This is a genomic window from Dorea chungnamensis, from assembly GCF_039832125.1.
GTDB lineage: Bacteria > Bacillota > Clostridia > Lachnospirales > Lachnospiraceae > JAFBIX01.
Window position 1 is genome coordinate 13,127 of record NZ_JBDOHT010000013.1, and the last position, 15,005, is coordinate 28,131.

14 protein-coding genes and 1 other annotated feature are annotated in these 15,005 nt (G+C 39.7%); of the genes, 5 read left to right on the forward strand and 9 right to left on the reverse strand.

Annotated features, from left to right (window positions below; all coding sequences use genetic code 11):
• Positions 1 to 19 precede the first annotated feature (19 nt).
• Complete coding sequence (locus tag ABE613_RS11490) at positions 20 to 691, forward strand: YkgJ family cysteine cluster protein (RefSeq protein WP_235231737.1); 672 nt, start codon at positions 20 to 22, stop codon at positions 689 to 691.
• Positions 692 to 739: 48 nt separating this feature from the next.
• Here the strand turns inward: ABE613_RS11490 and ABE613_RS11495 are convergent, their stop codons facing one another.
• From ABE613_RS11495 to leuS, 7 genes are all read right to left on the reverse strand, one after another.
• A complete protein-coding gene (locus ABE613_RS11495; protein ID WP_235231739.1) occupies positions 740 to 1,630 on the reverse strand; it encodes a hypothetical protein in 891 nt (296 codons plus the stop codon).
• A gap of 268 nt (positions 1,631 to 1,898) precedes the next feature.
• The gene (locus ABE613_RS11500; RefSeq protein ID WP_347376435.1) at positions 1,899 to 3,032 is read right to left on the reverse strand and encodes a pyridoxal-phosphate dependent enzyme; all 1,134 of its coding nucleotides are present in this window, start codon (positions 3,030 to 3,032) and stop codon (positions 1,899 to 1,901) included.
• 75 nt (positions 3,033 to 3,107) lie between these two features.
• Entirely contained in the window at positions 3,108 to 3,416 is a 309-nt protein-coding gene (locus ABE613_RS11505) for a hypothetical protein (protein WP_347376436.1), read from the reverse strand.
• 69 nt (positions 3,417 to 3,485) lie between these two features.
• The gene (locus tag ABE613_RS11510; protein WP_347376437.1) at positions 3,486 to 3,986 is read right to left on the reverse strand and encodes a hypothetical protein; all 501 of its coding nucleotides are present in this window, start codon (positions 3,984 to 3,986) and stop codon (positions 3,486 to 3,488) included.
• Positions 3,987 to 4,037: 51 nt separating this feature from the next.
• The gene (locus ABE613_RS11515) at positions 4,038 to 4,622 is read right to left on the reverse strand and encodes a TipAS antibiotic-recognition domain-containing protein (RefSeq protein ID WP_235231745.1); all 585 of its coding nucleotides are present in this window, start codon (positions 4,620 to 4,622) and stop codon (positions 4,038 to 4,040) included.
• A gap of 54 nt (positions 4,623 to 4,676) precedes the next feature.
• Complete coding sequence (locus ABE613_RS11520; RefSeq protein WP_235231746.1) at positions 4,677 to 4,883, reverse strand: MerR family transcriptional regulator; 207 nt, start codon at positions 4,881 to 4,883, stop codon at positions 4,677 to 4,679.
• 206 nt (positions 4,884 to 5,089) lie between these two features.
• Entirely contained in the window at positions 5,090 to 7,519 is a 2,430-nt protein-coding gene (gene leuS / locus ABE613_RS11525; RefSeq protein ID WP_347376438.1) for a leucine--tRNA ligase, read from the reverse strand.
• 266 nt (positions 7,520 to 7,785) lie between these two features.
• Positions 7,786 to 8,035: a binding site (T-box leader), on the reverse strand.
• A 219-nt stretch (positions 8,036 to 8,254) separates the two neighbouring features.
• On the opposite strand from leuS, the gene ABE613_RS11530 reads away from it, so the two are divergent.
• The 4 genes from ABE613_RS11530 to ilvB all read left to right on the forward strand — a co-directional run bounded on the left by ABE613_RS11530 (position 8,255) and on the right by ilvB (position 12,384).
• A complete protein-coding gene (locus ABE613_RS11530) occupies positions 8,255 to 8,677 on the forward strand; it encodes a hypothetical protein (protein ID WP_235231748.1) in 423 nt (140 codons plus the stop codon).
• Between the two features lie 59 nt (positions 8,678 to 8,736).
• Positions 8,737 to 9,891, forward strand: coding sequence for a CapA family protein (locus tag ABE613_RS11535; protein WP_347376439.1), 1,155 nt, complete (start codon positions 8,737 to 8,739; stop codon positions 9,889 to 9,891).
• 84 nt (positions 9,892 to 9,975) lie between these two features.
• Complete coding sequence (locus ABE613_RS11540; RefSeq protein ID WP_235231750.1) at positions 9,976 to 10,554, forward strand: TetR/AcrR family transcriptional regulator; 579 nt, start codon at positions 9,976 to 9,978, stop codon at positions 10,552 to 10,554.
• A 93-nt stretch (positions 10,555 to 10,647) separates the two neighbouring features.
• Positions 10,648 to 12,384, forward strand: coding sequence for a biosynthetic-type acetolactate synthase large subunit (ilvB, locus tag ABE613_RS11545; protein ID WP_347376440.1), 1,737 nt, complete (start codon positions 10,648 to 10,650; stop codon positions 12,382 to 12,384).
• Between the two features lie 59 nt (positions 12,385 to 12,443).
• On the opposite strand, the gene ABE613_RS11550 is transcribed toward ilvB, so the two are convergent.
• Positions 12,444 to 13,382, reverse strand: a complete 939-nt coding sequence (locus ABE613_RS11550) for an AEC family transporter (protein ID WP_235231752.1) — start codon at positions 13,380 to 13,382, stop codon at positions 12,444 to 12,446.
• The gene (locus ABE613_RS11555) at positions 13,382 to 14,992 is read right to left on the reverse strand and encodes a CvpA family protein (RefSeq protein ID WP_235231754.1); all 1,611 of its coding nucleotides are present in this window, start codon (positions 14,990 to 14,992) and stop codon (positions 13,382 to 13,384) included. Before ABE613_RS11555 ends, ABE613_RS11550 begins: the two co-directional genes overlap by 1 nt.
• Between the last annotated feature and the right edge of the window lie 13 nt (positions 14,993 to 15,005).

The window sequence follows — 15,005 nt, forward strand, 5'->3', positions numbered from 1 at the left end:
TATATCAGGAGAAATAACCATGTTAAGAAACATTGATCTAAATGAAATATCTGATGGAAAGCTCTATGGAATCAACGACATGGTCAAGGCTGACTGCGGCGGCTGTCATGGATGTTCCGCCTGCTGTCATGACATGGGAACTTCCATTATCCTTGATCCATTGGATGTCTTCCGCATAACCACAGGTCTTCAAAAATCATTTGAAGAATTACTAGATGGCTTTCTAGAGTTGAATGTTGTAGACGGAATTATCCTTCCCAATCTTAGGATGAGCGGAAATGATAAAGCATGCGCATTTCTTGACCAGAATCAACGATGCAGCATCCACGCCATCCGCCCGGGTATCTGTCGGATCTTTCCTCTGGGACGATTTTACCAGAATCATTCTTTCCAATACATTCTTCAGGTTCACGAATGTCCGAAACCAAACAAAAGCAAGGTAAAAGTCCGTAAATGGATCGACACAGAAGACAGCCGCCGTTACGAGAAGTATATCAACGACTGGCATTATTATCTCAAAGACCTGCAGGAATACATTCAAACTGCCAAAAACGATTCTGAGCAAAAAACAATCAGTATGTATCTGTTAAAACAATTCTTCCTGCTGCCATTTCAAACATCGCAGGATTTTTATGAACAATTTTACTCCAGACTGGAAGAAGCCATGGCATATACAGATCAATTTCTGTAGTCCATGGCTTCACGCCTATCCCTTCTTTAACTTATCATTCATTTTCATCTACAATTCAAACTCTTCCAACAACTTCTTTTGATATTCCTCATTGCCTGCTGCTTTTACAATATCTTCCGTACGATTTTGCTCTGCAAGCAACTGGTTCAGTCGGTTAAGACGCTGTGTTGCTAATACCTTACCTTTTGCCATTCCAGCGGCCTCGCCCTCTTCGTATCCCTCGGCACGTGTCTGACGCATATGTCTCTCTTCATCATATTCGTAGATACTCATTCGTTTCGCCTCCGCTCTGTTCTTCGACAGGAATTCTGACAGAATTCCTTCTTTGATACATTCTGTTATCGCTTGCTCCACAGCATCCTCCAGTGACATTCTATCTGCATATTCCCGTACTCTTGCCGTATACAGGGAATAATCCTTTAATGTTTTGCATGCATTCAACAATTCCGGATTATAATCCGGATTGATATTTAACATAAGCGCCGTTAACTCTAGAGAAATTTCATCTTCCTTAACGCTGTACATGTCTGACAACTTCAGAATCATTCGATCTGGAAATGGGTCTCTTCCGTTATAAAAGATTAAAAATCGAGGCGGTGGTATATTGATAACCTTTCGCCCATACAGATTCTCGTTCTTTGTAATATTCGCATAGATGTCTGATACATACAGTAAATACCGAAGTGGCAGATTCGGACTGTAAGTTGACTGGTGTTCATACAATGACAGTCTGGAATCAATGATAAAAGATACATCGTTCTTCATGGACATATAAATAGCATTTTGCAAAGTGTTGATTTCCAACAATTCAGGGATATCATAATCTGTTTTGTTGACTGCATTATACAAGGCAAGCAATTCTTTTTTGTCACTGAATATCATCTCAAAGATACGGGCTTTGTAGATGCGGTTTGAAGTAACTGTTCCTGTCTGTTCCATAAAAAGGCCTCCTTTTTCTATTCTTGCAGAGGCTTTTCCAATGCATCCTGTTCCATCCTGGAAATCCTCTGCTGTTATGTGGGTGATCAAGCATTGAGATTTCTAAGATTTTCTGATGATTGAGATGAATTTCAGACGCGTTTCGCTTAGACTGATAGAAATAAAATGCTCTGTGTGTATTCTAGCATAATGAATTTTGAAATACAACAACTCATACTATTTTATTTTCGACAGTAAAAATTACATCTATACACTACTCTTTAGTGTATCAATTTTTAAAACCATACGAAGTAGCGATCAGCAAAGCCTTTGAGTTTTCTGTTATTTTTTTCTCCTTTACAAGTTTTTTTACCCCCGCAACAGACAATGCAGAAGATGTTTCTAAATACAATCCGTTTCTCGCCAACTCAGACACCGATATTCCTACATAAGACGCTGGAACAGAGATTGCATATCCATTACTATTTTTTAATGCCAAATATGATTGTACTGTTACCGTATTGCCTCCAATTGATGGTGTATTTTGGCTATTACCTTCGAATTGTTTAATGCATTCATCCAAACTCCTAACTTTTTCTAAACGAGGAAATGGTTCTACCGCAACTAACCGTGGCATTTCTTTTATCTTTTCTGCATCAATCAAATCTTGAAATCCCTCATATATTCCCCACAACAAATCTCCGCGCGATGTAGGTATCAAAATATACTCTGGAATATCATCCTTCATTTCCTCAAATATCTCATAAGATATCGTTTTATATCCTTGCACACCAAAACAGCAACTGCCTACTGGAGGAACATTTACATTAGTTGCACTAAACCAATTTTCAGTCTCCATCTCTTCTCTGATTAATTTCCACCGACTCATTGAATCTTTCGCAATAATTAGTTCCGCACCAGTCGTTTCTATCGCTTTTTTCCAGTGTGAAGCAATGGCATCCGTTACAACAATACTACATGATATTTCATTTGCCGCAGCATAACATGCAAGAGAGATTCCTTCGTTACCACTTGAAGCTGCCACAATTTTAGAATACCCCATTTCTTTTGCTCTCGTTACAATCAAGGGATTCATTCTATCCTTATGAGAACCTGTCGGATTCTGAAACTCACATTTCACATAAAGATTTCTAATTCCTATTTCCTCTGCAAGACGTGGTATCTCCACAACTGGAGTTGCACCTTCCCCCAGAGAGATAAAATCATCAACCGGAAGCATAGAAATGTACCTTTTCATTCCTTTTTTCATCGGAAGTATTTTCAGATTTTCTTTATATTTGAATGTCAAACTAGACGGATGCCCTTTATTCAAACAGTCGGGACATCCTAACGGATACTCTCCAACAGGTAACTCTGCTCCACATTGAATACAGTACATATATTGAATCTTTTCATTTGTCACATCTAATTCCTCCGTAAAATATTATTCTGCTAGCATTGTAAAGAAATTATATTTACAATATGAAATTAATTAACCTTACAGATACAGTTCCGTCCTCCTGACTGAAACATATGGTTTTTCCTGTCGTATCATCGCAGATTCTTTCAAATCAATATCTGCATATAGTATCTTCTCGGTATCATCTGCCTTTACTATCGTCTTGCCTTCTGCAGATACCTGAAAGCCTGTATCAGATGCCGCATAATACTCCTGTTCATAGAACCTTTCTGCCTGAGCAATATGAACCATTTTCTGGATTCCAAGAATGGTACCTTCCTGATCAATCAATATACTTGCATCATAAGACTCACCATTTTCTGTAAGGTAGATATTGGGAACTGCCATGATGTGATAATCTCTGCAGGTATCACAAAAAGCTTTTACAATACATTCTTAAATTATTTTCACTTTTTCTCATATATCTCTCGCATTCTTGAAAGTAATATAAATGTAACTTATTCCAAATATCACACCACTTATGAGTAAAAGGAAATGCCTCAATGCGATGCCGCTTAGCAGAAATATTCCGATGGGAATAATCGCCAGCGCCATACTCTTCCACAATTTCGGCTCGATAAAATACAGCATCCAGGCAACCCAGTATGCAATTAGTAAAAGTACATTTCCTACTCCATACATCAAAAAAGCATTCACAGAACAAAATCCGAATTCCGCAATTCCGATATGAAACACCATAAGAAACATGGATGCATATCTTCCAATCTGTTCCATCAGATTCATTCCCTTATTAACTACTTTATTTTCCTGTCCCCGATAATAAAATGCATAGATAAGATTCGGAAGTAACATTAATATGATAATGATAAATCCAAAGATATTTATCCAGTTTTCTCCCGTCTGTCCTGCTATAAATACAGATGTCGGTCCATCTGCTCCGCCTATAGAATAACTCATTTTAAATCACCTCTGATCAAGACTCATTATATCATCTAATTCTGTTTTACACTAATCCTTTATGCCATAATACTGATAAATTGCTGAACCGATATACTTTGTAATTCCTTTTCCATATTGCTTGTCTGTGGCTTCTTCCATTTGAGAATTGTTTCGGTAATCGTTTGCAACTTCCAACAATAAGGCTCTCGCATTATCTACTTTAAAAAGACTTTTATAATTTTCTGCCAATCTTTTTACCGCTTCCATTGCCATATCGTTATCTGAATTTTCCATTGCATGGGCAAATTGTCTGTAAGTCATATCTATTTCATTTTGCTTCTCAGTAAATTCCTCTTTATCTCCTGTTGACTGCAGACTCGCCTCTATCGCTTTTTCTTTACTTCCATATATTTTAATCAACTGCTCACAGACCTTTTCGTCTTTGAAGTTTTCTGTTACAGTCTGTACGAACTGATCAATATCTCCATACTTCTCTACTATCGTCTTTTTATCTTCTTCACTCATAACCTCTAATGAATGATGAACTATTTTTTGAATATCGTCATGGTTAAATGCTTCAAAGCTCATCTTCTCCTCTCCTTTCAATACGTCAGAAATTAATTCAATTATTCCGTTCAGACGGTTACGCTTCATTTCTAACATCCATTTTTGCATTTCGAGAATTTTTCGCTTATCAGCATCAGGATTTCACATAATTGCTTTTATCTCTGATAATGGAACTTCTAATTCTCTGAAAAACATAATCTGTCGTAATTCCTTCAGCGATTTCTCGTCATACAAACGATATCCTGCTTCTGTTAATTTTGCAGGCTTAAGTAAATTAATTTCATCATAATACCGTAATGTTCTTATACTGATTCCTGTCAGCTCCGACACCTCTTTTACTGTTTTCATACTTCCTCCTTTCCTATTCATCGTAAACCGTTACGTTACTGGAGAGTCAAGATGTTTTCTGTTTTTATCTTATCATATTCCTAATAATCCTACACCCATTTTCGTGCATAGAAAAATGGCGCAGATAATATCTCTATTACCTACGCCATTTCTTATTACACTTTTCAATTCAAGTACTCTATTTGTCGGAAATATTTTCCTTCAATTTATTTCTGTACAATATTGATGATCTTCTTCGGAACATAGATCTCTTTTACAATGGTTCCTGTCAGCTTATCTGCCACTGCTGCTTTTCCGGCTGCAATTGCATCTTCTTTGGAAACATCTGCTGCCACAGAGATGACTGCTCTGGTCTTACCGTTAATCTGTACCGGAACTTCTATCTCATCATCTTTCATAGCTTCTTCATCGTAAGTTGGCCATCCGGCACTGAACACACTGCCTTCGTGTCCTAACTGCTCCCAGATCTCTTCTGCAATATGAGGTGCAAATGGGGACAGAAGAACTGCCATGGTAGACAATGTCTCCTTGTCAATTCCGCCTTCTTTCTTGGCAATCTCAATCAGCTTATTGTTATGCTCCATGAAACCAGAGATTGCTGTATTCAGGCTGAAGCTTTCCAGACGAGTAGTAATATCATATACCAGTCTGTGACGTTCCTTGATCATCTCTTTGGTAGCTTTTACATCTGCTTCTTTACTGTCCATTACCAGATTCCACAGACGTTTTAAGAAACGGTTTACACCGTCAATTCCACGGTCATCCCACTCTGCATCTAACTCCGGTGGTCCTACGAACAGCTCGTACATTCTCAGAGAATCACATCCGTAATCTCTCACAAGATCATCCGGAGATACCACATTTCCTTTTGATTTGCTCATCTTAATACCATTCTTGCCAGTGATCATACCCTGATTGAACAGTTTCTGGAATGGCTCATCAAAATCAATCACACCGATATCGTATAAGAACTTGGTATAGAAACGAGAATACAATAAGTGTAATACCGCATGTTCTACACCGCCGATATACATATCTACCGGAAGCATCTCATCTGCTTTTTCTCTGGATACCAGTTCTTTATCATTATGATTATCAACATAACGTAAGAAATACCAGGAAGATCCAGCCCACTGAGGCATGGTGTTGGTCTCACGTTTTGCAGGCTTGCCACACTGAGGACAGGTGCAATTCACCCACTCATCAATACCTGCAAGTGGTGACTCACCGGTTCCTGTCGGCTCATAGGATTCTACATCTGGCAGACGAAGTGGCAATTCTTCTTCCGGCACTGGTACACAGCCACAATCTGGACAATGTACGATCGGAATTGGCTCACCCCAGTAACGCTGACGAGAGAATACCCAGTCACGGAGCTTGTAATTTACAGTTGCACGTCCAATACCGCGCTCCTCAATGATATGTGGTGCTTCTTTCTTCAGCACTGCAGATTCCATACCATTCCACTCACCGGAATTGATCATTGTTCCGTTCGCTTCGGTATAAGCTTCCGTCATATTTTCAATTTCTTTTCCATCTTTCGCAATAACCTGAATAATCGGAATGCCAAATTTCGTTGCGAATTCAAAGTCACGGTCATCGTGTGCAGGTACACACATGATCGCACCGGTACCATAATCGGCCAGTACATAATCAGACAGCCAGATTGGTGTCTTCTCACCGTTTAACGGATTGATTGCATAACTACCTGTGAATACACCTGTCTTCTCTTTATCCTGCATACGATCTACATTAGACTTCATAGATGCATCGTAGATGTATTTCTCAACAGCCTCTCTGGTCTCATCCGTAGCCAGGCTCTTAGCCAGTCCATGCTCTGGAGCAAGAACCATAAAGGTTGCACCATACAAGGTATCTGGTCTTGTTGTATATACCGTAATCTTTTCTTCTCTTCCTTCAACAGGGAAATCTACTTCTGCACCGTAAGACTTGCCAATCCAGTCAGCCTGCATCTTCTTAACCTTCTCCGGCCAGTCAAGCTTGTCCAGATCATTTAACAGTCTGTCTGCATATTTAGTAATACGGAGCATCCACTGACGAAGATTCTTCTTCGTAACCTCAGTTCCACAGCGCTCACATTTTCCATTTACTACTTCCTCATTGGCAAGACCGGTCTTACAAGACGGGCACCAGTTGATTGGGAATTCCTTCTCATAAGCAAGCCCTTCTTTAAACATCTTTACAAAGATCCACTGCGTCCATTTATAAAAGTCAGGATCTGTTGTATTTACTTCACGATCCCAGTCATACAGTGCTGCAATCTCATTGATCTGACGCTTGATATTCTTAATATTCTCAGCGGTAGAAATTGCCGGATGCACTCCCATCTTAATGGCATAGTTCTCAGCAGGCAGTCCGAACGCGTCCCATCCCATCGGATGAATGATATAGTAACCCTGCTGCAATTTATATCTGCTCCATACATCAGAGATTACATATCCTCTCCAATGTCCAACATGAAGCCCATTTCCTGACGGATATGGGAACATATCCAGACAGTAATACTTCTCACGTTTTGTTCCATCTGCATTTTCTTTGACGTTAACAGGATCTTTTTCCCATCTTTCACGCCACTTTTTCTCAATTGCCTTATGATTATAAGGTACGTTTGACATCTTTCCATTCCTCCTATATTGATTACTTGGTGAGGTTCTACACGAACCTAGTAAGCAATATACAACCTGCTGGCTTAGCGAGGTCCTTTCGAGCTTAGCAGCATGGTTGTCTCCTTACTTACTTGGTGAGGTTCTACACGAACCTAGTAAGCAATATACAACCTGCTGGCTTAGCGAGGTCCTTTCGAGCTTAGCAGCATGGTTGTCTCCTTACTTACTTGGTGAGGTTCTTCACAAACCTGACAATAAAAAAGCCTTCACATCTCTCAAGAGACGAAAAGGCTTAGCTTCCGTGGTACCACTCTTCTTCATATGGAGGTAAAACTCCATATGCACTCATTCTTTTCTGTAACGGGAAATCCCGCTCCTGCCTATACTACTATGACTGCTTCAAATCGCCATAGCATTCAACAGAAGAACTCCGAGGCGAGTTGGGAGATTACGCTTACTGTCTTGCACCACCCGACAGCTCTCTGTAAACGATAGGCTCTTAATACTCCTCATCAACGTTTCTATCATATATAAACTATTTGCCTAATTATTATATGAAGAATGTTAAAATAAGTCAACCCCCTTGTTTTACTTTCCATTACACAACAAACAAAACATTGATCATCTTTCCATGAAAATGTATAATTTTAAGGTTGTTCCCTCTACACCTTTAGTGTATAATAGACATAAGTAAATCGTACTGAGATGTTCAGTATAATATGATACATAAAGGAGAGATTTCCCATGGTAAATTTATTAACAGGTCCGAAAGGCAGCGGAAAAACACAACAAATGATCGAACAGGCTAACGCAAAAGCAAAAGAATGTAACGGCAATGTAGTATTTATCAAGAAAACTCACAGAGATACAGCAAGTGTTGCATTTGATATCCGTACAATTTGTATGGATGATTTCCCGACAATTACCAATACAGACGAATACATTGGATTCTTATATGGCATGTATAGTTCTAACCACGATATCGAATGTATCTTTATCGATGGTATTCTGAAGCATGCTGATATTTCTTTAGACAGCATGCCCGATTTTATTGAAAGACTGAAAAAGATCTCAAAGGAATGTGGTATTGATTTCTATGTAAGCATTAGTGCCGATAAAGCTGATTTATCAGGTGTTAATGCCGAGGGATGCACATTTTTGAACTAATATAACTATTTCAAAAGGAAAGGGCAGTCCAATCGGGCTGCCCTTTATGGTACAAAAAGATGAGTGGGATCAAAGATGCAAAAAAGAAAAGAGCCAGACGCCAGAAGATGAAAAGACTTCGCATAATGTTGTGCATTCTTCTTTTTCTCTTTCTATGTATTCTACTGTTTTTGACAGTGCGTTCTTTTCATTCTAAAGATAAAGAAAAGAAGGTAGAAACACCTCCGCCTTCTGAAAATATTGATACATCCAAAGTCGATGTACAGGAACTAGTGATTAACAGTACAGAACCTTCCGACTCTGAAGCACCGGTTTCTATTACCGTAAGTTCTATGGGTGACTGTACACTGGGAACAGATGTCAACTTTGCGCAATCGACCAGTCTTCCGGCATATTACGATATCAACGGTCCCGATTACTTTTTCCAAAATGTTCGATCCATACTGGAAGCAGATGATCTGTCAATTGTAAATATGGAAGGAACCCTTACCACCTCCGACCAGCGCGCAGACAAAACTTATGCGTTTAAAGCCTCCCAGGATTACGTCAAGATTCTTTCCGACAGTTCTATAGAAGCTGCTAACTTGGCTAACAACCACAGCATGGATTATGGGGAGCAAAGTTATACTGATACAATCAATGCTTTAGATGATGCAGGCATCGCAAGTTTTGGCTTTGAACATGTGAAAATTCTGGACATCAAAGGGATCAAGGTAGGTGTTACCGGTATCTACGAACTTGCAGAACATCTGGAAAAGAAGCAGCAGGTAAAAGAGAATATAGCTGCATTAAAAAAAGCAGGCGCACAATTAATCATTATTAATTTTCACTGGGGAATGGAGCGAGAATACCAGCCAAACGATACACAGAAGCAATTGGCACATCTGGCAATCGACGAAGGTGCCGATCTGGTAATCGGTCATCACCCTCATGTATTACAGGGTATCGAAAAGTATAAAGACAAATATATTGCTTACAGCCTGGGAAATTTCTGTTTCGGAGGGAACTCCAATCCAACAGACAAAGATACCATGATCTTTCAGCAGACATTTACCATTACAGAAAATGGGGTTGAAAAAGACGACAACATCAATATCATTCCATGTTCGCTTTCTTCCGCCAGCAGCTACAATGATTATCGTCCTACACCGCTAGACGAAGACGAAAAGCAACGAGTACTGAACAAAATCAAAGAATATAGTTCGAATCTGTGATGAACAAACTGACCAATAATCCATTCTTGAATTTCAACAACAAAAGTGTTAAGATGAAAGTACGCACTTGCATGGAGGTATGCTATGGATGAGACAAGTCAGAAAATCATTGACGCCACGATGTCTTTAATACGGGACAAAGGATATGTAGCTACAACTACCAAGGATATCGCAAAAACTGCAGGTGTCAATGAATGCACTCTGTTCCGTAAATTTAAAAGCAAAAAAGATATCGTTTTACATGGCGTGGCCCAGGAGAAATGGCGCGGAAATATTACTCCAGAGATCTTCCAGAATGTCACATGGGACTTGCAGCATGATCTGGAAATGTTCATGAATGCATATATGGAGAGGATGACACCCGATTTTGTGAATCTTTCCATTGGATTACGGGCACCACAGCTTTATGATGATACAGCCTCATTAATTATGAAAGTTCCACAGGCGTTCTTATCTTCTCTCGTAGATTATTTTAAAAAAATGGAAGAAAAAGGGAAATTACCACATCTGGATTTTGAATGCCTGGCGCTCACTATCTTTTCATCCACTTTTGGATATACTTTTTTACGCGCATCCTTTGATGATAAGTTGACGTCTATAGAGAAAAAAGCCTTTATTAAGCAAAGCGTCGAAGTGTTTTGCCGGGGAATTCCGCAAATATAATGAATCAGGTACTATCGGATATTTATTTATCTGGCAGTACCTTAAATATTAATTTTATGCAAGCAAGTACATGCATACAAAGGAGGTCGAAATATGAAAATATCTGGTGCTGAATTATTTGTAAAAGCTTTAAAGGAAGAAAAGGTTGACGTACTGTTTGCCTATCCCGGAGGGCAGGCCATTAATCTGTTTCATGCCCTTTATGGCGAAACAGATATCAAAGTCATCCTGCCGCGGCATGAACAGGGATTAGTTCATGCTGCTGATGGTTATGCCCGTTCTACCGGAAAAGTTGGTGTCTGTCTTGTAACAAGCGGACCAGGTGCCGCCAATCTGGTAACCGGCATTGCGACTGCCAATTATGACAGTGTTCCAATGGTATGTTTTACAGGACAGGTGCCGACAAAACTAATCGGTAATGACTCTTTTCAGGAAGTAAATATTGTTGATATTACCAAAAGCATCAGCAAATACGCAGTTACTGTTAAAAGGAGAGAAAATCTGGCTGAAATTATAAAAAAAGCATTCTATATCGCCAAGACCGGGAAGCCAGGAGTCGTGGTAGTTGACATTCCAAAAGATATTCAACAGGAATTGGGAAGCGATGATTACCCTTGCACAGTAGATACTCAGGACTGCAAGCCCAAAAACACCACTCCTTCCCTTCAGATTATCAAAGCCTTAGACATACTAGATCACTCCAAAAGGCCTGTTTTCTTAATCGGTGGTGGTGTAAATATAGCTCATGCAGGTAAAGAAATGACAAAACTAATCCAACTGACCGGCATCCCTGCTGTCACGACCATCATGGGAAAAGGTGCCATACCATCCGACCATGAACTATACATTGGAAACATAGGCATTCACGGCAGTTATGCTGCAAATTCTGCAATCAGTCAGTGCGATGTACTATTTTCTATCGGGGCAAGATTTAACGACCGCATTACAGGAAAAACGGACGAATTCGCGCCAAATGCAAAAATCATCCGCGTTGACATAGATCCAATCTGCATTTCCAGAAATATTGAAGCAGATCTTTCTATCGTTGCTGACGCAAAAGATGTAATCTGCTCATTACTTGAGAAAGCCGGCCCTTTAAATATCAGAAGTTGGACAGAACAAATCAACACATGGAAAAAAGCACACCCTATCCATATATCCGGCGACGGTATGACACCTGAGTCGATTATCGGTCAGATCAACCAGATATTCAAAAATGCTATCATCGCAACAGATGTCGGACAACATCAATTATGGACGACTCAGTTTCTTGATCTCAATGAGCACAAACAACTTCTGACTTCTGGCGGTCTCGGAACTATGGGGTATGGTTTCCCGGCAGCACTTGGAGCCAAAATTGGAAACCCTGAAAAAGATGTGATCGTAATATCCGGGGATGGAAGTATACAGATGAATATTCAGGAATTAGCTACTGCTGTTGTAAATGAACTGTCGATTATTATCTGTATCTTCAACAACAGCTATCTGGGAAATGTAAGGCAATGGCAGGAGATGTTCTACCAAAAACACTATTCGCAGACCTGCCTTCGCCGCCGCAAAAGCTGTGCCGCTATCTGTAATACACCAACCCAAAACTGTCCGGAATATACTCCTGATTTTATACGTCTGGCAGAAAGCTATGGTGCAAAAGGAATCCGTGTCACAGAAGAATCGGAAATAGCAGATGCACTCACCGAAGCAAAGCAAAACCAGAAAGCACCAACAATCATTGAATTTATCATTGAACAAGAATTGAATGTACTGCCGATCGTCCCGCCAGGCAGACCGTTACAGCATATGATTTTAGAAGGCTCACAAAAGAATGCATAATAAAAAGTGGAGGATTTCATCTTTCCTCCACTTATCGTTCCGTCAATCAGTTCAGTTCTTTATATATAAAACAGGAATTCATACAATAGCGTGATCAAAGGCATGGTAATGATACAGAAAATGACAGACATTACATTAATTACGCTGGCATATTGCGCATCTTTATTATATATCTGGGCAAGCTGAGTTACCATAGCTGCCGAAGGTGCCGCTGTAGCAAGTAATACAACCATAAAGATATATTCTGCATCATTATGTAAGCCCAGATGACCCAGGAATGCAAAGGACACTGTTGCAATCAACGGAAATACAATCAACCGCAGCAGACAGATCAGATAAGGACGTTTTTGTCTGAACACCCACAGAAGATTCACATCTCCAATGACCATACCAATGACCAGCATGCTGGCGGTACTCACCATATCGCCAAACCCACTGACACTACTGCCTATTACAACTGGAAGCCTGATTCCAGTGGCAAAAAATACGAATCCAAGGAATATGGCAATCAGATTCGGATTCAACAGAATCTTCTTATAATCTCTCTGCTGTTCCTGATTCACAACGCTTACTCCATGTGTCCAGACCAAAACAGCCTGAACCATGATAAATGCAGATGTATAGAATACCCATTCACTTCCCAGTACCGCCGATACCAGCGGAATGATCAGATAGCCTGAATTCGTATAGATAATAGAAGCCTTTTCAATACTGTTAATATTTAAAGGCTTCTCAATGAGCTTTGTCACAGCAATCATCACAACATGCACAATAACTGAAAGAACCGTTGCCAGAAGCAGCCCATATACTTTGTCCTTTGTTAATTCAATTTGAAAGGAATTAAAGATTGCACATGGTGAACAGATATATACAACGATATTAGATATAATCTTACTGTCTTTCGTTTTAAATAGTCCTATCTTTACAATAATATATCCTACGACCATCGTTAAAAACATGGCCATAATCTGCTCTGCCAAAAGTATACTCAATTCCATTATTTCTCTTCCTTAATCTCCAGAGACATGACTGTGTTTGCTTTGTCCCCCTCTTTGTATTCCATGGTAATCTCCTGCCCGGTTTCACATCTGACAACATCAATATAATCAACAACTGATACGTCAAAGATATCATCAGAACCTTCCACCATGATATAATAGTGCGATGTTCCCTCTAGCACTGCCTGTGCAATCTTTGTAATCTTACCTTGGATGGTTTTTACCTCTCTGGTATCTTCTTCAACCTGTTTCACTCCATTGCTCAGCAATAATTCCAGATAATTTTCTTCACACTGGCTTACACTGTCGCCAATGGCAACAATCTGATATTTCTGAACATTTACCATAGCATACTTTTTCACAAGCCCCGCATCATCTTTTAGAGCAATAAAATATGTCGGTTCATCCGAAATATTCAACAACAGAGGAAATGTCGCAAGATATCCCAGATTCTGTACCTGTCCTTCTGCGGAAGACATGGCAGATGCTTCTGTCGCACCTTCTACTTTATAATATTTTGTCTCCATAGTACGCTGGTTCGAAAGCACAAAACCAACATTAGACTGATCTCCGTTTACAGATGTCACTCCTGTATACATCCACACGTCATCATCCAGAGCCAGGTAATTATATCCGTCTGTCGTTTCCAGACAGTCTTTCTGACTTAAAACGCTGTTCAGAAAACCATGTTTCAATGTTCCGTAATAATCAAACAACTGCACCAGAAGATCTGCAGAATATGCACGGTCTACCCACTGTGGTACATCTTCAATATCATAAGTCTTGGTTTCTCCGGTAATGGCATTACACAATACTACTTTCCCAACCGTTTCACCGCCAAAAAGTCCAATATTAAACTTCTTTACCGGTGCGATCCAATAAGGTACACCTTTGTCATCAATTTCAAAACTTAAGTCTCCATAGATATAGGTCGGATGTGCAAACCGCAGATGCCTGTAAATATTCCGATTCAGATGTTCACTGGTCGTATACTTCATTCCCTCGTCAAGTTTTACAAGTTCCGTAGTCTGTGTTGCCATATTAATACGGATATAAGCCGGAATTCCATTCGAACGATTGGTAAACCATTTGATCAAATTCGCATATTTCAGCGGAGACACACGAACCGGATTATCCTGATAATTAATCTGGCTATAGATATCATCCACCTCAAACTGTGAGACCATATCTACCATACTTCCCATCTTACGGTCTCCCAGAATCTCTGCCGTATCTTTATCCAGAAGCGGAATCTTATCAAACGAAAGTTCTTCTACATCTTCCGTAAACTCTCCTTCTTCAACAGTCAACAATTTCTGATACTTTTTGGCATTTACAATCGGAGACGATAATAGAGAGCCGATCAGATAGATGATTCCGAGTCCAAGTATAATAATTCCAAAACCTTTCATCACTTTACTCTGCCGGAATTCACCTCTTCCGAGTCTTTTACGCATTGCATAACAGACCGCCAGCACAATAAATATCACAATTACAAAAAACCATGTGTCTGAAGAGTGGATATTGATTGCCGGCAATGAAATATAATAATATAAACCTGCCAGCAATACTACAATAATTGCAATTAAAAACTTCTTTTTTCCTTTCATACTACCTCCTGTT